Origin of the sequence: Qaidamihabitans albus, from assembly GCF_016464705.1 — a bacterium.
GTDB classification, from domain to species: Bacteria; Actinomycetota; Actinomycetes; order Mycobacteriales; family Pseudonocardiaceae; genus Qaidamihabitans; species Qaidamihabitans albus.
Genome location: NZ_JAEHOB010000004.1, coordinates 208,377 through 227,481 on the forward strand (window position 1 = coordinate 208,377; position 19,105 = coordinate 227,481).

The 19,105-nt window shown below is 72.3% G+C and carries 21 protein-coding genes; 7 read left to right on the plus strand and 14 right to left on the minus strand.

Annotated features, from left to right (window positions below; all coding sequences use genetic code 11):
- Nucleotides 1-98: 98 nt before the first annotated feature.
- The gene (locus JAP66_RS09955; RefSeq protein ID WP_235998905.1) at nt 99-1,430 is read left to right on the plus strand and encodes an alpha/beta hydrolase domain-containing protein; all 1,332 of its coding nucleotides are present in this window, start codon (nt 99-101) and stop codon (nt 1,428-1,430) included.
- Nucleotides 1,427-2,740, plus strand: a complete 1,314-nt coding sequence (locus tag JAP66_RS09960) for a hypothetical protein (protein ID WP_199431352.1) — start codon at nt 1,427-1,429, stop codon at nt 2,738-2,740. Before JAP66_RS09955 ends, JAP66_RS09960 begins: the two co-directional genes overlap by 4 nt.
- 57 nt (nt 2,741-2,797) lie before the next feature.
- On the opposite strand, the gene JAP66_RS09965 is transcribed toward JAP66_RS09960, so the two are convergent.
- The 6 genes from JAP66_RS09965 to JAP66_RS09990 are packed head-to-tail and all read right to left on the minus strand — an operon-like array spanning nt 2,798 to nt 7,513.
- Nucleotides 2,798-3,598, minus strand: coding sequence for a metallophosphoesterase (locus JAP66_RS09965; RefSeq protein WP_199431616.1), 801 nt, complete (start codon nt 3,596-3,598; stop codon nt 2,798-2,800).
- A gap of 40 nt (nt 3,599-3,638) precedes the next feature.
- Nucleotides 3,639-4,433 carry an HAD-IIA family hydrolase gene (locus JAP66_RS09970; protein WP_199431353.1) on the minus strand — a complete coding sequence of 265 codons (795 nt, stop codon included), beginning with the start codon at nt 4,431-4,433 and terminating at the stop codon, nt 3,639-3,641.
- Between the two features lie 9 nt (nt 4,434-4,442).
- Entirely contained in the window at nt 4,443-5,537 is a 1,095-nt protein-coding gene (locus tag JAP66_RS09975; protein ID WP_199431354.1) for a sulfate/molybdate ABC transporter ATP-binding protein, read from the minus strand.
- Nucleotides 5,534-6,310: an ABC transporter permease gene (locus JAP66_RS09980; protein ID WP_199431355.1), complete on the minus strand. Its 777-nt coding sequence runs from the start codon at nt 6,308-6,310 to the stop codon at nt 5,534-5,536. The genes JAP66_RS09975 and JAP66_RS09980 overlap by 4 nt, the downstream gene beginning before the upstream one ends.
- Nucleotides 6,311-6,365: 55 nt before the next feature.
- Nucleotides 6,366-7,112, minus strand: a complete 747-nt coding sequence (gene modA / locus JAP66_RS09985) for a molybdate ABC transporter substrate-binding protein (RefSeq protein WP_199431356.1) — start codon at nt 7,110-7,112, stop codon at nt 6,366-6,368.
- Nucleotides 7,109-7,513: a TOBE domain-containing protein gene (locus JAP66_RS09990; RefSeq protein WP_199431357.1), complete on the minus strand. Its 405-nt coding sequence runs from the start codon at nt 7,511-7,513 to the stop codon at nt 7,109-7,111. Before JAP66_RS09990 ends, modA begins: the two co-directional genes overlap by 4 nt.
- Before the next feature lie 104 nt (nt 7,514-7,617).
- Between JAP66_RS09990 and moaA the strand changes: the two genes are divergently transcribed.
- The 4 genes from moaA (at nt 7,618) to JAP66_RS10010 (ending at nt 11,061) form a co-directional block, all read left to right on the plus strand.
- Nucleotides 7,618-8,682, plus strand: a complete 1,065-nt coding sequence (gene moaA, locus JAP66_RS09995) for a GTP 3',8-cyclase MoaA (protein WP_199431358.1) — start codon at nt 7,618-7,620, stop codon at nt 8,680-8,682.
- Nucleotides 8,683-8,693: 11 nt separating this feature from the next.
- On the plus strand, nt 8,694-8,993 hold the full coding sequence (locus JAP66_RS10000; protein ID WP_199431359.1) for a MoaD/ThiS family protein: 300 nt from the start codon (nt 8,694-8,696) through the stop codon (nt 8,991-8,993).
- Between the two features lie 90 nt (nt 8,994-9,083).
- Complete coding sequence (locus JAP66_RS10005; RefSeq protein ID WP_199431360.1) at nt 9,084-9,950, plus strand: phosphatidylinositol-specific phospholipase C/glycerophosphodiester phosphodiesterase family protein; 867 nt, start codon at nt 9,084-9,086, stop codon at nt 9,948-9,950.
- 457 nt (nt 9,951-10,407) lie between these two features.
- Nucleotides 10,408-11,061 (plus strand): LysM peptidoglycan-binding domain-containing protein, encoded by a 654-nt coding sequence (locus JAP66_RS10010; protein ID WP_199431361.1) that lies wholly within the window; start codon nt 10,408-10,410, stop codon nt 11,059-11,061.
- Between the two features lie 161 nt (nt 11,062-11,222).
- On the opposite strand, the gene JAP66_RS10015 is transcribed toward JAP66_RS10010, so the two are convergent.
- From JAP66_RS10015 to JAP66_RS10030, 4 genes are all read right to left on the minus strand, one after another.
- Nucleotides 11,223-12,158, minus strand: a complete 936-nt coding sequence (locus JAP66_RS10015; RefSeq protein WP_199431362.1) for a molybdenum cofactor biosynthesis protein MoaE — start codon at nt 12,156-12,158, stop codon at nt 11,223-11,225.
- Nucleotides 12,155-12,634, minus strand: a complete 480-nt coding sequence (gene moaC, locus JAP66_RS10020) for a cyclic pyranopterin monophosphate synthase MoaC (protein ID WP_199431363.1) — start codon at nt 12,632-12,634, stop codon at nt 12,155-12,157. Before moaC ends, JAP66_RS10015 begins: the two co-directional genes overlap by 4 nt.
- Nucleotides 12,631-14,040, minus strand: a complete 1,410-nt coding sequence (locus JAP66_RS10025) for an NAD-dependent malic enzyme (protein WP_199431364.1) — start codon at nt 14,038-14,040, stop codon at nt 12,631-12,633. The genes moaC and JAP66_RS10025 overlap by 4 nt, the downstream gene beginning before the upstream one ends.
- Before the next feature lie 122 nt (nt 14,041-14,162).
- On the minus strand, nt 14,163-14,369 hold the full coding sequence (locus JAP66_RS10030) for a hypothetical protein (RefSeq protein ID WP_210769941.1): 207 nt from the start codon (nt 14,367-14,369) through the stop codon (nt 14,163-14,165).
- Between the two features lie 59 nt (nt 14,370-14,428).
- Between JAP66_RS10030 and JAP66_RS10035 the strand changes: the two genes are divergently transcribed.
- Nucleotides 14,429-16,669, plus strand: a complete 2,241-nt coding sequence (locus JAP66_RS10035) for a helicase-associated domain-containing protein (protein ID WP_199431365.1) — start codon at nt 14,429-14,431, stop codon at nt 16,667-16,669.
- A gap of 28 nt (nt 16,670-16,697) precedes the next feature.
- Here the strand turns inward: JAP66_RS10035 and JAP66_RS10040 are convergent, their stop codons facing one another.
- The 4 genes from JAP66_RS10040 to JAP66_RS10055 all read right to left on the minus strand — a co-directional run bounded on the left by JAP66_RS10040 (nt 16,698) and on the right by JAP66_RS10055 (nt 19,092).
- Nucleotides 16,698-17,186: a DUF742 domain-containing protein gene (locus JAP66_RS10040; RefSeq protein WP_199431366.1), complete on the minus strand. Its 489-nt coding sequence runs from the start codon at nt 17,184-17,186 to the stop codon at nt 16,698-16,700.
- Between the two features lie 6 nt (nt 17,187-17,192).
- On the minus strand, nt 17,193-17,612 hold the full coding sequence (locus tag JAP66_RS10045; protein WP_199431367.1) for a roadblock/LC7 domain-containing protein: 420 nt from the start codon (nt 17,610-17,612) through the stop codon (nt 17,193-17,195).
- Nucleotides 17,613-17,723: 111 nt separating this feature from the next.
- The gene (locus JAP66_RS10050) at nt 17,724-18,332 is read right to left on the minus strand and encodes a GTP-binding protein (protein ID WP_199431368.1); all 609 of its coding nucleotides are present in this window, start codon (nt 18,330-18,332) and stop codon (nt 17,724-17,726) included.
- Entirely contained in the window at nt 18,313-19,092 is a 780-nt protein-coding gene (locus tag JAP66_RS10055) for a DUF742 domain-containing protein (protein ID WP_199431369.1), read from the minus strand. The genes JAP66_RS10050 and JAP66_RS10055 overlap by 20 nt, the downstream gene beginning before the upstream one ends.
- Nucleotides 19,093-19,105: the final 13 nt, after the last annotated feature.

Sequence of the window (19,105 nt, forward strand, 5' to 3'; positions counted from 1 at the left end):
CGTGCGACCGCGATCTCACGCCTCGCGCACGCTCTGGCGCTTCGGGTAAGCGGCTGCTTAGAGTCGCTGTTCCCCACAGTTTCCCTGGGAGTGCGATGATGAGCAGCACCTGGCGCCGCCTTGCCGCGGCGATCGTCGTTTCCGGCCTCCTCGCCGTGAGCCCGGCACCCGCCGCGGCCGCCGACCCAGTGCCCGACGTCGACGGCCCGGTACCCGGCAGCGTGCCGGGAGATCCGCTCGCCGGCGACGTGGCGGACACCTACCCCTTCTTCTCCACCCCGGTCGACCTCGCAGCCAGAGGTTACGTCGAGGAGGAGTTCTACCTCTCCGGCGCGGCCGACGGCTGGACGACCGACGGTGTCCAGGTCGCCACCGACGTCCCTTACACCACCCGGATCGTGGTCCGGCGCCCGGCGAACCCCAAGCGGTTCAACGGCACGGCACTGGTCGAATGGCAGAACGTCACGGCCGGGTACGACCTGGACGCGCTCTGGAACGCCGACTCCGTCACCAGGGCCGGTTACGCGTGGATCGGCGTTTCCGCACAACGGGTCGGGGTCGACCACCTGCGCACCTGGAGCCCGGCCCGGTACGGCCACCTGGACGTGACCGGCGGCGGCGCGCACACCGCGGACGAGCTCTCCTACGACATCTTCGCGCAGGCGGGCGAGGCCGTCGCCATGCAAGGGGCGGACTCGCCGATGGGCGGGCTCGAGGTACGCAACCTGCTGGCGATCGGCGCCTCGCAGTCCGCGAGCCGGATGACCGTCTACTACGACAACGTCCTGCCGAGAACCCGCCCGGTGTTCGACGGGTTCGGCTTCATCGTCGGCAGCGCGCCGGCCAGGGCGGGCGCCGAGCCGGTCTTCCAGGTCCTGTCCGAGACCGACGTCCGCACCGCACGGCGGCCCGCCGACACCGACCGTTTCCGCCGCTGGGAGGTCGCGGGCGCGGCGCACTCCGGGTACCAGGGCCAGGTCTACCGCGCCCCGATCTCCGAGCGGGACCTCGGCGGCGCCCCGCAGTACGACTGCGACCGGCCACCGTTCAGCCGGATCCCGATGCACCACGTCACCGCCGCCGCCTACCACCATCTCGCCAGGTGGACCGAGCACGGCACCCCGCCGCCGCTCGCCGAGCCGCTGGCGTTCGAGGCCGACGGCGTCACCAAGAAACGTGACGCGCTGGGCCTCGCGCTCGGCGGCATCCGGCTGTCCCAGCTCGCGGTGCCGACGGCGCTCAACACCGGCGACAACAGCGGTGAGTCGTTCTGCTTCCTCTTCGGCACGCACGAGCCGTTCGACGAGCAGACGCTGTCCCGGCTCTACCCGAACCGCGGCAGCTACGTCAGCGCGGTGCGGAAGGTGGACCGCGCCAACGTCCGCAGCGGCTACCTGCTGCCCGCCGACGCGAGGAGCAACCGGCCATGAACACCCGGCCCTCGTCGCGGCGGTCCGCGGTACTCGCCGCCGTGCTCGCCCTCGTCGCGTCGCTGACCGTGCTCGCCGGACCGGCGCGGGCACACGACCGCACCCCGGTGATCTTCGTGCACGGCCAGCAGGGCTCGGCGCAGCAGTGGCAGTCCAACGCCAAGCGGTTCTCCGGCAACGGCTACGCCGACGACCGCCTCTACGCCTACGAGTACGACACCACCATCGGCGACAACGACCAGGCCGTCGCGGGCCTCGCCGAGTTCGTCGCCGGGGTCCGGGCGCGGACCGGCGCCGCGCGGGTCGACGTGCTGGCCCACTCGCGGGGCACCTCGGTGGCGCACGCCTACCTCGCCGTGCCGGAGCGGGCGGCGACCGTGCGCAAGTACGTGAACATCGACGGGCGGTCGAGCGCCACGCCGCCAGGCGGCGTCCCGACACTCGCGCTGTGGGGCAGCCTGCAGCCGGACGGCTCGATCGGCGGCGCGGTGAACGTGTACCGGCCCGACCTCGGCCACACCGAGGTCGCCACCTCGGCGGAGAGCTTCGCGGTGCTCTACGAGTTCCTCACCGGCCGCCGTCCGGCCACGACGGCGGTGCTCCCGGAGCCGCCCGGCCGGGTCGAGATCGAAGGCCGGGCCGTGTTCTTCCCGCAGAACAGCGGAGCCGAGGGGCGGCTGGAGGTGTGGCGGCTGAACCCGCGGACCGGTAACCGGACACCGGGCGGCCCGCGGCACACGCTGCGGGTCGGCGCCGACGGCTCCTTCGGCCCGGTCCGGGTCAACGGCAGGCGGCACTACGAACTGGCACTCGTCCGCGCCGGGAGGCCGACCTACCACTTCTACTTCGAACCGTTCGAGCGCAGCGACCGGTTCCTGCGGTTGCAGGTCTCCGCACCCGGCGGGATCGCCGACTACGTGGACCGCTGCCCCGGCCACACGGCCGTGACGGTGACCAGGAACCGGGAGTGGTGGGCCGATCAAAGCAGCGGCGGCAACGACCGGCTGCTGTTCGACGGCACCGACGTCCTCGCCCCGGCGATCGCACCGCGGCAGCGGCAGGTCATCGGCGTGTTCGCGTTCGACCGGGACTGTGACCGGACCAGCCGCCTCGGCGAGCCGTTGCCACCGTTCAGCCTGCTGCCGTTCCTGACCGGTGCCGACCTGTACCTGCCCGCGCACCCCGGCGGCCGCGAGCCGATCGCGGTGACGCAGGTGCCCCGAGGTACGGGTGGCGCGGCGAGGACCGTTCTGGTCGGCAACTGGCCCTCGGACCGGCACTCGGTCACCGTGCAGTTCAAAGACTCGTGAGTGCCTACGCGAGTTCTAACTCGTGTGCGCACTCACGAGCCCACCGCACCGGTGACGTCAGTCCTGCGGCTCCCACGGCAGCTCCACCACCAGGCACGGGCCGCCGACGAACACGCCGCCGTCGATGCCGAGCGCCTTGCCGCCCGCGTAGAGATAAGGCGCCTCGATCTGCGCGGGGTGGATGCCGAGCTGGTCGGCGATGACGCTGTGCCCGTGCACGATCCGCTCCCCGCCGAGCCGCGCGAGCATCAGCTCGGCGTTCTCCTGTCCGTGCGGGCCACGGAACGCGTAGCGCGTGGTCATCCGGCGCCAGACCTCCCACCACTGTTCGAGGTCGTCGCCGGCCAGCACCTCGCGCACGGAGGCGTTGATCTCCTCGGCGGTGCCGCCCCAGTCCAGGTACTCGAGAGTGTCCGAGTGCACCAGCAGGTGGTTCGCCGCGTGGCCGATCAACGGTCGCGCGAGCAGCCATTCGACGTGCTCGTCGGTGAGGTCGTCCTGGTCGGCGAGCTGGCCGCCGTTGATCTCCCAGCTGCGCGCGAAACTGCGCGGGCCGAAGTCCGACGGCACCGGCGTGTCGCCGAAGCGGTACATCCCGAGCAGCAGGATCTCGTGGTTGCCGAGCAGGCTCTCGACCGAGCCGCCCGCGTCGGCCGCCTGCCGCTGCAACTTCCGGACGAGGTCGATCGCACCGACGCCGTCCGGGCCGCGGTCCACGAAGTCGCCGAGAAACCGCAACCGCGCCCCGGCGCCCGCCCAGTCGCCGGACTCGTCGACGAGGCCACGTTCCCGCAGGGCTTCGGCCAATTCGTCGCGGTGACCGTGCACGTCACCGACGACGAACGTCGATTCCTCCATCACCCCTCGACGATAGGCCCCCTCGCCCGGCCGGGGCCGGTCAGGCCGCCTCGAACGGGTCCTTCGTGCGGCCGAGGAGGTCGGCGATCGAGTCCACGACGAGCGTCGGCCGGTACGGGTAGAGTTCGGCCGACTCCCGCGTCGAGATGCCGCTGAGCACCAGGATCGTCTGCAGGCCGGCCTCGATGCCGGAATGGATGTCGGTGTCCATCCGGTCGCCGATCATCAGCGTGTGCTCGGAGTGCGCGCCGAGCGCCCGCAGGGCGGAGCGCATCATCAGCGGGTTCGGCTTGCCAACGAAGTAGGGCGAGCGACCGGTCGCCCGCTCGATCAGGGCGGCGATCGAGCCGGTGGCGGGCAGGACGCCCTCCCTGCTCGGCCCGGTCGCGTCCGGGTTGGTGGCGATGAACCGCGCGCCGCCCTGGATGAGCCGGATCGCCCTGGTGATCGCGGTGAAGCTGTACGTGCGGGTCTCGCCGAGCACGACGTAGTCCGGGTCGCGGTCGGTCAGCACGTAGCCGGCCTCGTGCAGGGCAGTGGTCAGGCCGGCCTCGCCGATCACGAATGCCGAGCCGTTCGGGCGCTGAGTGTCGAGGAACTTCGCGGTGGCCAGTGCCGAGGTCCAGATCGCCTCCTCCGGGACGTCCAGGCCGCTGTTGAACAGCCGGGCCCGCAGGTCGCGCGGCGTGTAGATCGAGTTGTTGGTCAGCACCAGGAAGCTGGTGCCGTTGGCCCGCAACTCGGCGAGGAACTCGTCCGCGCCGGGCACCAGGTGCTCCTCGTGCACCAGCACCCCGTCCATGTCGGTCAGGTAGTTCCACCGCTGCTCGCTCATGGCTCCAGCTTATTGGCCCGGCACGGGGTGGATCGCCACGGCGGTGGCCTTCACCGCCAGCCGGATCGCCACCCCCGGCTCCAGCCCCAGTTCCGCGATGGCCGTGGGGGTCAGGTCGGCGGCCAGCCCGTCGGCCCAGCCGTCGCCGTCCACCGTGCGCAGCCGCACCACGGGCCCGTGTGGCTCCAGGGTCGCCACGGTGGCGGCGACGGTGTTGCGCGGGCTGCCCGCCTGCGGCGCCGACGCCGGGTACACCGCGACCGAGCCGGGCGCGAACACGGCGACGGCGGGCTCCCCCTCGACGACGTCCGGTGCGGGCAGGCCGCTGATGGACCGCCCGCTCGCGGTACGCAGGCCGCGTGCCGTCGCGGTCCCCGCCACGAGGTTGAGTCCCGCGATCCGCGCGGTGAACGGGGTTCTCGGGGCGCCGAGGACGTCCCGGGTCGGCCCGCTCTCGACGACCCGGCCTGCCGCGAGCACGGCGACCCGGTCGGCGAGCGTCAGCGCGTCGAGCGGATCGTGCGTGACGAGCACCGTGGCCCGGTTGCCGCCCGCCGTCCGCAGCACGCGGCGCAGCAGGCCGCGGATGGCGGGCGCGGCGTCGACGTCCAGCGCCGCCAGCGGCTCGTCGAGCAGCAGCAGGTCCGGCTCCCCCGCGAGCGCGCGGGCGAGGGCGACCCGCTGCGCCTGCCCGCCGGAGAGGCTGCCGGGCCTGCGGCCGGCGAACTCGGCGGCGTCCACCTCGGCGAGCCAGCGCCGCCCGATCGCCCGCGCCGCCGCCGTGGTGGCGCCCCGGGAGCGCGGCGCGAACGCGACGTTGTCCACGACGGACAGATGCGGGAACAGCAGCGGGTCCTGCGCGAGCAGGCCGGTGCCGCGCGCGTGCGGCGGCAGGTGCACCCGGGGCGCGCTGGTCAGCGTCCGGCCGCCCAGCGTCACGGTGCCGTGGTCGGGCACGAGCAGCCCGGCGAGGCAACCGAGCAGCGTCGACTTGCCGGAGCCGTTCGGGCCGAGCACCGCGAGCACGGTGCCCGCCGGGACATCGAGCGCCACCTCCAGGGCGAACCGGCCCCGCCGCAGTGCGAGATCGACATGCAGGGTCACGACCGCACACCCTCCAGCGCGCGCGGCCGCGCCACCGCGATGACCACCACCGCGACGACGATCAGCAGCAGCGCGAGCGCGACGGCGCTGTCCACATCGGTTTCGGCCCGCTGGTAGATCTCCACCGGCAGCGTCCGGGTGACGCCTTCGAGACTGCCCGCGAACGTGATCGTCGCACCGAACTCACCGAGCGCCCTGGCGAAGCTGAGCACCGCGCCGGAGCCGAGCGCAGGCAGCAGCAACGGGACGGTGACCCGCCGGAACACCGTCCACGGCCGCGCGCCGAGCGTCGCGGCCACCCGCTCGAAGCGGTCACCGGCACCGCGCAGCGCGCCCTCGAGGCTCACCACGAGGAACGGCATCGCGACGAACGTCTGCGCCACCACCACCGCCGCGGTGGTGAACGGCACCCGTACCCCCGCGACCACGTCGAGCAGGTAACCGAGGAAGCCGTTGCGGCCGAGCAGGAACAGCAGCGCGAGGCCGCCGACCACGGGGGGCAGCACGAGCGGCAGGAGGACCACCGCGCGCAGGAGCCGGACGGCACGGCCCCCGGCACGGGCGAGCACGACCGCGAGCGGCACGCCGAGCAGCACGCAGAGCACCGTGGACAGCAGCGCGGTGACCAGCGAGAGCCGCAGCGCGTTCAACGAGGCCGGGGACGTGATGAGCTCGGGCAGCCGCGCGTAGTCGGTCCGGACCAGCAGCCCGGCCACCGGCAGCAGCACCAGCGCCAGTGCGAGCGCCGCCGGGAACCACAGCACGCGCGGCACGGCCCCTCGTGAGTGGCCAGACGACTTAGAACTCGTGTCAGCACTCACGAGCCGGTCAGGGCGCACCGAAACCGGCCCGGAGCAGCTCCTGCCTGCCCACGTCACTGAAGACGAAGTCGCGGAACTCGCGTGCCAGTTCCGGCTCGGCCGCGTCCTTCAGCACGGCGACGGGATAGTCGTTGCTCGCGCGCGCCGCCTCGGGCAGCTCCACCTCGGCCACCTCCTGCCCGGCGGAGAGCACGTCGGTCACGTAGACGAGCCCGGCGTCGGCCTCGCCGGTGCGGACCTTCGTCAGTACCGCCTTGACGTTCTGCTCCTCACTCGCCGGCCGCAGCGTGACCCCGGTGATCCGCTCGATCTCCTCCGCCGCCGAGCCGCACGGCACCGGGGGCGCGCAGACCACCACCGTCAGGCCCGGCTCGGCCAGGTCGGCGAACGACTCGATACCCAGCGGGTTGCCCGGCGCGACCGCGATCGTCAGCCGGTTGGTGGCGAACGTGCGCGGCTCACCCTCGACCCGCCCGGCCGCCGCGACCTCGCGCATGGTCCGCTCGTTCGCCGATGCGTACACATCGGCCGGCGCGCCCTCCTGGATCTGCTGTGCGAGCCGCGCCGAACCGGCCAGGTTCAGCCGGACGTCGACGCCGGCGTGGTCGGCCTCGAACCGCTCCGCGAGCGCGCCGAAGGAGTCGGTGAGCGAGGCGGCCGCGAACACGGTGAGCGCCGTCCCCTCGCCTGCGGGGGCGCACGCGGAGGCCGCGGCGAGCACGGTGGCGGCCAGCGCGGCGCGCACGCCCCTCACTGCGGCCTCGCCGGTGTCTCCACGACCACGTGCGTGGCCTTGACGACCGCCACCGCGAGTACGCCCGGCCGCAGTCCCAGCTCGTCGACCGCCTCCGAGCTCATCAGCGAGACGAGCCGGTGCGGGCCGCACTGCAGCTCCACCTTCGCCATGACCCGGTCGGCGACCACGTCGGTGACCAGCCCGACGAAGCGGTTGCGCGCCGAACGGCCGACCCCGGACGGATCGTGCGGGTCCTCCGCCTGCCTGCGCGCGAACGCGGCCAGCTCCGCACCGTCGACCACCTTGCGCCCGGCGCTGTCCACGCTGCTCGTCAACTGTCCCGCGCGGACCCAGCGCCGCACGGTGTCATCGCTGACGCCGAGCAGCCGGGCCGCTTCAGAGAACCGAAACTGCGGCATGAGAACGACATTATCTCCGCATCCGCGGAAAAGCCATGCAAGGATGCCAATTCTGTATACAACGAGGGCGCGGAACTGTCGGTCTCCGCACTAGGCTGGGATGGATGACAGCGGTAGAACTCGGCATCCCCAGGATCTCCGGCGCGCACGCCGAACCCAGCGCCCCGCGTCCGGACGACCCTGCCCTGATCGACACGTTCGGCCGGGTGGCCACGGACCTCCGGGTTTCGCTGACCGACAAGTGCAACCTGCGTTGCACATACTGCATGCCGGCCGAAGGTCTGGAATGGACGCCGGACGAGCGGGTGCTCAGCGACGACGAGCTGGTCCGGCTGATGCGCATCGCGGTGGAGATGCTCGGCATCACCGACATCCGCCTCACCGGGGGCGAGCCACTGCTGCGTCCCGGGCTGGAGGACCTGGTCGCCCGGATCACCGCGTTGCGGCCGCGGCCGCGGCTGTCCATGACGACGAACGGCATCGGTTTCGGCAAGCGGGCCAAGGCGTTCGCCGACGCCGGGCTCGACCGGATCAACGTCTCGCTCGACTCGGTGGACCCGGAGACCTTCCAGCGGATCACCCGGCGCGACCGGCTGCGGCACGTGCTGGCCGGGCTGGCCGCCGCCAGGGAGGCGGGGCTCGACCCGGTCAAGATCAACGCGGTGCTCATGCGCGGCGTCAACGAGCAGGAGGCGACGTCGCTGCTGCGCTTCGCCGTGGAGCACGGCTACCACCTGCGTTTCATCGAGCAGATGCCGCTGGACGCCCAGCACGGCTGGAACCGCACGGACATGATCACCGCGGAGGAGATCCTCGACCTGCTCGGCACGGAGTTCACCCTCACGCCGAGCCCGGCCAGGCGTGGCGGCGCACCAGCCGAGCGCTGGCTGGTCGACGGCGGCCCGGCCGAGGTGGGGGTGATCGCGTCGGTGACCCGGCCGTTCTGCGCCGCGTGCGAGCGCACGCGGCTCACCGCGGACGGCTCGATCCGGTCATGCCTGTTCAGCACGGACGAGACCGACCTGCGCGGGTTGTTGCGCCGTGGCGGCAGTGACGACGAGATCGCCGATGTCTGGCGGACCACCATGTGGGGCAAGCTCGCGGGGCACGAGATCAACCAGGCCGGCTTCGCGCAGCCGATCCGGCCGATGAGCTCGATCGGAGGCTGAACGTGGGCGCGGTGAGCTCGGAGCGGGCCTCGGTGACATCCGGCGGGCAGCACACCGCCACCACGGTGCTGGTGCGGTACTTCGCGTCCGCGCGAGCCGCCAGCGACGTCGACGAGGAGCACGTCCGGCTGCCTGCCGGCGCGTCCGTGGCCGACGCCGTGGCGGAGCTGCGGCGGCTGCATCCCGGCGCGCTGCCCCGCATCCTCGACGCCGCCGGCTTCCTGCTCGACGGCGTGGCCGTCCGCGACCGCGCCCGTGAGCTGCCGGACGGCGGGGAGCTGGACGTCCTGCCACCGTTCGCCGGAGGCTGACCGGCACACCGGGCGATCTTCCCCCTTTCGTGGTCCGCAGGCGACGAAACGTTCACCGGCAGGCCGTCCGCGCTGCGCAGGCTTGCCGGCATGTCGATCACACACCGCACGCTCGTCGCCCTGCTCGGCTTGCTGGCCCTGCTCGGCCTGCTCGGCGCCCCCGCGTCGGCGGCGACCGGAACGGACCCGAAGGTCCGCCCGCTGGCCAAGGCCCACGCGCACAACGACTACGAGCACGGCCGGCCCCTGTTCGACGCCCTCGACCACGGCTTCACCAGTGTCGAGGCCGACATCCATCTCGTGGACGGGCAACTGCTCGTCGGGCACGACGTCCCGGATCTCACGACCGAGCGCTCGCTGGAGGCGCTGTACCTGGAGCCGCTGCGCGAGCGGGTACTGGCCAACCACGGTCACGTCTACCGGCGGCACGCGGCGTTCCAGCTGCTGGTCGACGTCAAGAGCGGGGCGGAGGGCACGTACGCGGCCCTGGAGCGGCGGCTGCGCGACCCACGGTACTCCTTCCTGTTCACGGCCTACACGGGCGGCAAGGTGAGGAAGGGGGCCGTGACCGTCGTGCTGTCCGGCAACCGCCCGCGGGAGGTGCTGCGGGCCCAGCGGCACCGGCTGGCCTTCTACGACGGCCGGATCGCCGACACGGCCGACCTTGGCCCCGGTTCGGACCCGGGCCTGACTCCACTGGTGTCGGACAACTGGACGAAGCTGTTCACCTGGACCGGCGAGGGACCGTTCCCCGCCGCCGAGCGCGCCCGGTTGCGGGAGATCGTGCGGACCGCCCACGACGCCGGTCAGCGGGTGCGGTTCTGGGCCACCCCGGACACCCCCGGCGCGGCCAGGACGAACCTCTGGAGCGAGCTGCGGGCCGCCGGTGTCGACCACATCAACACCGACGACCTGACGGGGCTGGCGGAGTTCCTCTCGCGCCGCGGGAGGCCGTGAGACGGCTCGCTCGCGGGCCTCTCGGGGGCCACACTGAGCCGTCACCAACGGAGCAGCGACACCCGGAACCGCGTGACTCAGACCTCACTTTCCGTTAATTATCTCGGGTAGGAAACAGGTCGATAACGGCCCGTTGAGCTGCGAAAACACCGGAATCGTCAAAGGTTGCGTGCTGTTACTGTGACCTAGGACACACCGCGAATAATTTCCGATCACGCTCGTCGTTACGTACCGTCGCTTCTCGGTTGGCCCCGACCGACCGCAGCAAGACCGGGATTCCGTAGTGCCGAACCCAGTCCGGCGGAATCCCGGACCCGATAACCCCGAGCGAAAGAGACTTCCGGACTGGGACGAGAGGGGACCTAGCCAACATGGCCATGTCAGCCGGCAGGAGCCGGCCAGGTCGTCACGACCTGCCTCGCTGTACGGAGGCGCGGAAGCTGAGACCGAGTCGAAAATGACTTATCGAGGCAAGCACCGAAAGAGCTCCGCTGCGTCCCGCCACATCGCTCGCGTCGCTGCCGCGGGCCTGGCGGTGGGCGCCCCGCTGGCGATCGCTGCGACCCCCGCGCAGGCCGACAGCGTCAACTGGGACGCCGTCGCGCAGTGCGAGAGCGGCGGCAACTGGAGCATCAACACCGGGAACGGCTACTACGGCGGACTCCAGTTCAAGGAGAGCACGTGGCGGGCCTACGGCGGCAGCGGCATGCCGCAGAACGCCTCCCGCTCCGAGCAGATCGCCGTCGCCGAGCGTGTTCTGCAGGGCCAGGGCATCGGCGCCTGGCCGGTCTGTGGCGCCCAGGCCGGTGCCTCCGGCAGCTACCAGGGCAGCAACACCCAGGGCTCCTCGGAGTCCAGCGCGAGCACCAGCACGCAGACGGAGAGCACCGAGTCGTCCGCTCCGGCCCCGCAGCCGCAGGCCCCGGTCGTCTCCGGTGTCGCGAAGTCGAACCCCGAGGGCGACTACACGGTCAAGGCAGGCGACACGCTTACCAAGATCGCCAAGGAGAAGAACGTCGAGGGCGGCTGGAACAAGCTGCAGGAGCTGAACGACGAGTTCATCTCCAACCCCGACTACATCGTGGTCGGCCAGAAGCTCGCCACCAAGTGACCTGCCTGAAAAGGTCACCGGTGCCGAGCGGCACGAAGCCGGCCGGCCGCTAACGCGCAAGGGCCCCACCGCAGATCCCCCGGGCGGTGGGGCCCTTCGCGCGTCGCCCGCTCCACCCAGTCCAAAAGCGAGAGCAAAACTCGACCGGCGCGGGGGCGCGGTCAGGGCGAGTTGACCCACTCGTCGGTGCCGTCGGCGAACCACTGGTGCTTCCACACCGGCAGCTGGGCCTTCACCTCGTCCACGAGGTCGGCACAGGCCGCGAACGCCTCGGCGCGGTGTTCGGCCGCCACGGCGCAGGCGAGCGCCACGTCGCCGATCTCAAGGGCGCCGAGGCGGTGGCTCACCGCGACCGCGCGCACCCCGGCCCTTCGGCCTGCCACCTCGGCCACGACCCCGGTGAGCACGTCACCGGCCGTGGGATGGCCTTCGTAGAACAGCGACGTCACCGAGCGGCCGTCGTCGTGGTCGCGGACGACCCCGCCGAACGTCACCACGGCACCGGCGGCACGGTCGTCGACCAGCCGCGCGTGCTCGTCGACCGACAGGTCCTCCTCGGTCACCCGAGCCAGCGCGATCCGTACCGGGGCACCCTCCGGCTCGGTACCTGGCCGATCGGGCCTCGGGTGGTCTCCGCCGGCGAGCTGGTCGACGGCGTGGTCGAGGACGTCGGCCAGCACCGCCAGCCCGTCCTTCACCCCGCCCCGCGAGCCCGGCAGGTTCACCACGAGGGTCCGGCCTGCGACCCCGGCGAGCCCGCGGGAGAGCACCGCCGTCGGGACCTTGTCGCTACCGGCGGCGCGCACAGCGTCCGCCAGGCCGGGCAGCTCGAAGTCGAGCAGCGGCGCCGTGGCCTCCGGGGTGCGGTCCGTGGGCGAGAGCCCCGTGCCGCCGGTGGTGATGACGACGTCGGCACCACCGGAAAGCGACTCCCGCAGTGCCTGCGCGACCGGCTCGCCGTCCGGTACGACGACCGGCTCGGGCACGTCGTAGGACCGCTCGGCGAGCCACTGCCTGATCAGCGGCCCGGTCTCGTCCGCGTAGACGCCGCTCGCCGCCCGGTTCGACGCGACGATGACGCGCGCGTTGCCCTTCATCGGCCTTCCTCCCGGCGCCAGCTTCCGGTCTTGCCGCCGTCCTTCGCCTCGACCCGCACCTCGTCGAGCGACGCCGCCGGGTCCACCGCCTTGATCATGTCGTGCACCGTCAGCCCGGCGACGGTGACCGCGGTCAGTGCCTCCATCTCGACGCCGGTGCGATCGTTGGTGCGCACGGTCGCCTCGATGCGCACGCTGTCCCCGTCCAGTTCGAAGCGCACATCCACCTTGGACAGCGCGATCTGGTGGCACAGCGGGATGAGCTCGGAGGTCCGCTTCGCGCCGAGCACCCCGGCGATCCGCGCGGTGGCGAGGGCGTCCCCCTTCGGCAGCCCGTTCGCCGAAAGCAGCCCGATCACCTCGGCGGTCGTGCGCACCCTGCCACTGGCCACCGCCGTACGAGCGGTGACATCCTTGCCGGAGACGTCGACCATCCGAGCGGCACCGCTCTCGTCGACGTGGGACAGTTCACTCACACCGTGGAGGCTACTTCCTCCGCTTCCACTGCGCGGGCGGCCGCCCGGACGGCGTCGGCGACGGCGGGTGCCACGGCCGAGTCGAACACGCTGGGCACGATGAACGAGGCGTTGAGCCGGTCGTCCACCACGTCGGCGATGGCGTTGGCCGCGGCCAGCAGCATGTCGTCGCCGATGTGGTGCGCGTGCGCGTCGAGCAGGCCGCGGAACACACCGGGGAAGGCCAGCACGTTGTTGATCTGGTTCGGGTAGTCGCTGCGCCCGGTGGCCACCACCGCGGCGTGCTTCTGCGCCTCCAGCGGGTCGATCTCGGGGTCCGGGTTGGCCAGCGCGAACACCACCGCGTCCTCGGCCATCGTGGCCACCTGCTCGGCACCGAACAGGTTCGGCGCCGAGACTCCGATGAACACGTCCGCCCCGACGAGCGCGTCGTGCAGCGTGCCCGACACGCCCTCCTTGTTGGTGCGCCCGGCGACCGAGCTCAGGTTGTCGTCCAGCCCGGAGCGCCCGGCGTGCACGATCCCGTCGATGTCGACGGCGATGATGTCGGCGGGCGCCTTGCGCAGCAGCAGGCGGATGATCGCGGAGCCTGCGGCGCCCACCCCGCTGACCACGATCTTGCACTTCTCGATGGGCTTGCCGACCACCCGCAGGGCGTTGCGCAGCGCGGCCACCACGACGATCGCGGTGCCGTGCTGGTCGTCGTGGAAAACCGGGATGTCGAGCTGCTCCCGCAGCCGCGCCTCGATCTCGAAGCAGCGCGGGGCGGCGATGTCCTCCAGGTTGATCCCGGCATACACGGGCGCGAGCGCGCGCACGATCGAGATGATCTCCTCGGTGTCCTGGGTGTCCAGGCACACCGGCCACGCGTCGACTCCGGCGAACTTCTTGAACAGGGCCGCCTTGCCCTCCATCACCGGCAGCGCCGCAGCCGGGCCGATGTTGCCGAGTCCGAGCACCGCCGAGCCGTCGGTGACCACCGCGACCGTGTTGCGCTTGATGGTCAGCCTGCGCGCGTCCTCCGGGTTGGCCGCGATCGCCTGGCAGACCCGGGCGACGCCGGGGGTGTAGGCGCGGGAGAGGTCGTCACGGTTGCGCAGGTCGACCTTCGGACTGACCTCCAGCTTGCCGCCGAGATGCATCAGGAACGTGCGGTCGGAGACCTTCCGCACGCGCACGCCCGGCAACTGGTCGAGCACCTGCGTGATGCCATCGGCGTGGTCGGTGGACGCCACGTTCACCGTGATGTCCACCACGATGGCGTCCGCGTGCGACTCGACCACGTCGAACGCGGTGAGCACGCCGCCCACCCGGCCCACGGCGGTGGTCAGGTCGCCTGCCGCGCTGGCCGAGGGCGGCGCCTCGAGCCGCACGGTGATCGAGTAACCGGGGCCGGGAACCGGCATATGCGCTACCCCGCATTCAGATTCGGCTGGATACGGGTGCAGACATTAGCCCCGTGACAGCCGGCACCGACGGCCAGGATCGGTGACTCACCGGTAACTCATGGCCGGCCCGGGAAGCGGCGTCAGGACTTGTTGATCTCGGTCTCGGGGTGCTCGTACGGCACGGACTCGACGGGGAACGTCACGTCACCGTACGGGGAAAGGGCACCCTGCCGGTCCGAGGCCAGCTCGGACACCGGGTGCTCACCGGGCGGAACCTCGGGCCAGCTCGGGTCGATCCGCTTGCGCTTACGGTTCTCGGCCTTCGCCACGTCGTCCTCCACACACATCGACCAACGATGTGCACAGTGTGCCGGACGCCCACTGACAGGGGATATCGTGGTCGGCGATGCCCGCGACCTCTCTTGCGGACTGGCTGCGCTCGGCGTCCGACGACACGCTGGCCACGCTGCTGCGCTCCCGGCGTGATCTGGCGACCCCTCCACCCGCCGACTCGACCGTGCTCGCCACCCGCGCGGGCACGGCCGGCTCCGTCGCCAGGGCGTGCGAGGACCTGGACACCGCCACCCTCGCCGTGCTGGAGACGCTGCTCGTGGCGGGCGCCGACACGGCCGCCGTCACCCGCCGGGACGTCGCGGGGCTCGTCCGGACCGACGTGGGCGGCGCGCTGGACCGGCTCCGGGCCCGCGCGCTGGTGTGGGGCGACGACGACGCGCTGAACGTCGCGCCGGGCGCCAGGGAGGTGTTCGGGCCCTATCCCGCGGGGCTGGGCGCCTCCGTGCCCGCACTGGCCGCCGCCGACATGGACGCCGTCCTCACCGAACTCGGCGAGGACGAGCGGTCACTGCTGGACACGCTGGCCGCCGGACCGCCGATCGGGCGCACCCGGGACGCCGCGACGGACGTGCCACCGGAGCGCACGGACACACCGGTGCGGCGGCTGCTCGCGCGCGGGCTCCTGCTGCGCCACGACGACCAGACGGTGGAACTGCCGCGCGAGCTCGGCATCGCCCTGCGCGGGGGCGCCACGTTCCCGCCGGAGTCCCTGGTCGAGCCGGAGCTGCCGACCAACCCGCACCAGCAGTCGAGCGTCGACGAGGTGGCCGCGGGCGAGGCGATGGAGCTGCTGCGCCAGCTGGAGTCCCTGCTCCGGACCTGGTCGCTGACGCCGCCTCCGGTCCTGAAGTCGGGCGGGCTCGGTGTGCGCGAGCTGCGCAGGCTCGCCCGCGACCTGGAGGTGGACGAGACGCGGGCCACGCTGCTCGCGGAGCTGGCGGTGGGCGCCGGGCTGGCCGCGGACAGCCAGGAGAGCAGCCCCGAGTGGGTGCCGACCACGCTCACCGACTCGTGGCTGGCCTCCGCACCGCCGGAGCGCTGGGTCACGCTCGCGCGGGCCTGGCTGGAGCTGCCCCGGCTGCCCGGACTGGCCGGCCGCCGCGACGCCAAGGACAAACCGCTGCTCCCGCTGGCCGAGGATCTGCGCAGGCCACTCGCTCCCGCTTTCCGCCGCCGGGTGCTCGACTCGCTCGGCGAGCTGCCGTCCGGTGCGGGGGTGAAGAGCGTCGACGAGCTGGTGGCGGTGCTCGCGTGGCGGATGCCGCGGCGCGGCGGCAGGCTACGCGACGACACGGTGCGCTGGACGATGGCCGAGGCCGCCGCCATCGGGGTGACCGGGATGGGCGCGCTGACCTCGGCGGCAGCGGCCCTGCTCGCGGGCGACCGGCACGGTGCGGCGAACGCGATGGCCGACGCGATGCCCAAGCCCGTCGCGCACGTGCTCGTGCAGGCCGACCTGACCGTCGTGGCGCCGGGACCGCTCGAGCCCGCGCTGGCCGGCGAGATCGCGGCCGTTGCGGATGTCGAGTCGGCGGGGCACGCGACGGTGTACCGGGTGACGGAGTCGTCGGTGCGGCGGGCGCTGGACACCGGGCGCACCGCCGGTGAGCTGCACGAGCTGTTCGGCACCCGCTCGGCCACACCGGTGCCGCAGTCGCTGACCTACCTCATCGACGACGTGGCCCGCAGGCACGGGCGCCTGCGCGGCGGCAACGCCGGCTCGTTCCTGCGCTGCGACGACGAGGTGCTGCTCGCGGAGGTGCTCGGCAACCAGGTCGCGCGGGAGTACGACCTGCGCCGCATCGCACCGACGGTGCTGATCAGCTCGTTGCCGCTGGCTGAGGTGCTCGACGGGCTGCGGGAGGCCGGCTTCGCCCCGGCTGCGGAGGGGCCGGACGGGCGGATCGTGGACCTGCGCCCCAGCGGCAGGCGGGTACCCGCGCGGTCACGGCAGGCCCGGCCGGTGGCGAGCGAGCCGGGCACGATCAGCCCCGAGCAGGTGGCCTCGGTGGTGGAGCACGTGCGCGCGGGCGACCGGGCGGCGGGCAGCCGGCGCGGCCGCGTCGTCCGGCTGCCGGGCGGGGGCGGTGCCGACACCTCGGCGACGCTGGCGCTGCTCACCGAGGCGACGCGCAGGCAGCGGCAGGTGTGGATCGGCTTCGTCGACTCGAACGGCACGGCCAGCCAGCGCGTGGTCACGCCGGTACGGGTGGGCGGCGGCATCCTGGAGGGCGAGGGCCGCGAGCGCTACCCCCTGCACCGCATCACCTCGGCCGCCCTCGTCGAGGACTGAGCCCCGGCCCATGCGCCACGCTCCGGCGTCAGAGGGCGCGGAGGCCCTCGAGGAGCCGCGACATGAAGTCGAGCGAGGAGCGGTCGGCGACCAGCAGGCCGGGATGGTGGATCTCCACGGCACCGGCATCGGCGAGGTCGGCCACGATCACCTTCACCACCCCGAGCGGCAGGTGGACGTAGGCGGCGACCTCCGCGACCGAGCGCGACTCCACGCACAGGTCGCAGATGAACCGCTGCTCCACGGACACGACACCCTCGTGCCTGCGCCCGGCGGCCGTCGTCCACACCAGCGACTCGAGGGCGAGTTCCTGCCCTGGCCTTGTCCGGCCACCCGTGCGCGCGTAGGGCCGGACCAGCGACCGGCGGGGCTGGCGGACGGGCTCGGCGCGCACCAGCTTGGGGAGGCCGGTGAGGTCGAACCGGCCGGGCGCGTCGAACTCCTCCCGGCCCGTTCCCTGGTGCAGCGCCGCCCAGTCGTCCACGGCGTCCTGTTCACGCCCCCCGCGAATTCGCATCCCGTACTACCCGCGCACGCCACCCTGGAGCTGCGCCCGCAGCTCGGGCGTCATCTGCTGGCCGACTCGCTCCACGAGCAGCGTCATCTCGTAGGCCACCGTGCCGATGTCGGCGGTCGGCGCGGCGAGCACCGCGAGGCACGATCCGTCGCTGATCGACATGAGGAACAGGTACCCGTGTTCCATCTCGACGACCGTCTGGTTGACCTGGCCCGCCTCGAAGCAGCGCGCCGCACCGAGCGTCAGCGAGACAAGGCCGGAGGCGACGGCGGAGAGCTGCTCGGCCCGCTCCCGCGGCAGCCCCTCGGAGCCCGCGAGGAGCAGACCGTCCGCCGAGACGACGACGGCATGCGCGGCGCCCGGCACCCGGCGCACGAAGTCGGTGATGAGCCAGCCGAAGCTGCCCTGGCCGGCCGAATCCGTCACTGTCCTCTCCTCGCCTCCTCCTGCACCTCGACCGCCAGACTATTAGCCGGGACGGAGCTGTCGAGGGCCACACCGCGCACCGCGCGGGAGTTCACCCCAACGGCCGCATCATCACCCTGCCTGAAGTGCGCTGTCGCGGGAGATCGCGTGCTGCACCACCGAGATGAGCACCTGCTTCGCCGACTCGCGGTCCCGGGCGTCGCACGCCATGATCGGCACCGAGGGCGAGATCGTCAGCGCGTGCCGGACATCCTCGATCTGGTGATGCAGCAGCCGGTCAAAACAGTTGATCGCCACGATGTAGGGCAGCTTGCGGTTCTCGAAGAAGTCGATCGAGGGGAACGCGTCCGCAAGCCGGCGCGTGTCGACCAGCACGACGGCGCCGATCGCACCCAGCGCGAGGTCGTCCCACATGAACCAGAACCGGTGCTGGCCCGGCGTGCCGAAGACGTACAGGACCAGGTCCGAATCCAGGGAGATCCGGCCGAAGTCCATCGCGACGGTGGTGGTGACCTTGTTCGGTGTCGCGGAGATGTCGTCGACGGACACGCTGGCCTCGGTCATCGAAGCCTCCGTGGTGAGCGGGGCGATTTCGGAGACCGCGCCGACCAGCGTGGTCTTGCCGGCTCCGAAACCCCCTGCCACCACGATCTTGGCCGAGGAGGTCGGACCCGCCGCTGCCGACGTGTTCGCGTCGGAGTCAAATTCTCCGAAGCCCACTGAGAACCCTTTCCATGAATTCGATACTCGGCCGGTCTCCCACCGCGGTGCCCGCGGTGTGCACGAGCACGAGCCCGAGACCGGCTACGTCACCAACCAGGACCCGCACGACGCCGAGCGGCAGCCGGAGCAGCGCCGCCACCTCGGCCACCGAACGGGTGTCGAGGCACAACCCGCAGATCGAGCGGTGCTCGGGTACCCGCACCCGGTCGAGCACCCTGCCCCGCTCGCTGGTGGACACCAGCGCCTCGATGGCGAGGTCGTACGTGGGCTTCGTCCGCCCCTTCGTCCGGAAGTACGGCCGCACCAGGCCGGAGCTCTCCGCCGCCGACTCGGGTTCGGCACTTGCCTGCCGGGGCAGCGGCGAGGGCAGGTAGTCCTGCGACGACGGCCCGTTGTCGAGGGAACGCTCGGCGAACGGCACGAACCCGGACGGCTCGTCGGCGGGCTCGCGCAGGCCGCCACCGCCCATGCCGTACAGCTCGGCACCCGGGCCGCCGAGCAGCCGCTGCCGGTACTCGGAGACGCTGAAGTCGGACGGACCGGGTGACCCGCCGTCCAGGTGCAGCCAGTCGTGCGGCTCCGGCTGGGCGTCGGCGACGTGGTCGCCGCCCCGCCAGCTCCTGCGGTCGCGATCGGTGTGGTCGCGAAGTCCCTTCCGGTCGTCACCGGTTACGTCACTGTCCGACTCGTTCGGCCACCGTCCGGCTGGATAGTTCTTGTCGAGCCGTCGATCACCTCGTGAGTGCCCGGAATCCACGGCAGTCTCCTCA

What these genes read in the sequence shown, in the direction of transcription:
- JAP66_RS09955 (WP_235998905.1), top strand. Translation starts at nt 99, where the DNA reads ATGAGCAGCACCTGGCGCCGCCTTGCCGCGGCGATCGTCGTTTCCGGC.
- JAP66_RS09960 (WP_199431352.1), top strand. Translation starts at nt 1,427, where the DNA reads ATGAACACCCGGCCCTCGTCGCGGCGGTCCGCGGTACTCGCCGCCGTG.
- JAP66_RS09965 (WP_199431616.1), bottom strand. Translation starts at nt 3,598, where the DNA reads ATGGAGGAATCGACGTTCGTCGTCGGTGACGTGCACGGTCACCGCGAC.
- JAP66_RS09970 (WP_199431353.1), bottom strand. Translation starts at nt 4,433, where the DNA reads ATGAGCGAGCAGCGGTGGAACTACCTGACCGACATGGACGGGGTGCTG.
- JAP66_RS09990 (WP_199431357.1), bottom strand. Translation starts at nt 7,513, where the DNA reads ATGCCGCAGTTTCGGTTCTCTGAAGCGGCCCGGCTGCTCGGCGTCAGC.
- moaA (WP_199431358.1), top strand. Translation starts at nt 7,618, where the DNA reads ATGACAGCGGTAGAACTCGGCATCCCCAGGATCTCCGGCGCGCACGCC.
- JAP66_RS10005 (WP_199431360.1), top strand. Translation starts at nt 9,084, where the DNA reads ATGTCGATCACACACCGCACGCTCGTCGCCCTGCTCGGCTTGCTGGCC.
- JAP66_RS10010 (WP_199431361.1), top strand. Translation starts at nt 10,408, where the DNA reads ATGACTTATCGAGGCAAGCACCGAAAGAGCTCCGCTGCGTCCCGCCAC.
- JAP66_RS10015 (WP_199431362.1), bottom strand. Translation starts at nt 12,158, where the DNA reads ATGAAGGGCAACGCGCGCGTCATCGTCGCGTCGAACCGGGCGGCGAGC.
- JAP66_RS10025 (WP_199431364.1), bottom strand. Translation starts at nt 14,040, where the DNA reads ATGCCGGTTCCCGGCCCCGGTTACTCGATCACCGTGCGGCTCGAGGCG.
- JAP66_RS10030 (WP_210769941.1), bottom strand. Translation starts at nt 14,369, where the DNA reads ATGTGTGTGGAGGACGACGTGGCGAAGGCCGAGAACCGTAAGCGCAAG.
- JAP66_RS10035 (WP_199431365.1), top strand. Translation starts at nt 14,429, where the DNA reads ATGCCCGCGACCTCTCTTGCGGACTGGCTGCGCTCGGCGTCCGACGAC.
- JAP66_RS10040 (WP_199431366.1), bottom strand. Translation starts at nt 17,186, where the DNA reads ATGCGAATTCGCGGGGGGCGTGAACAGGACGCCGTGGACGACTGGGCG.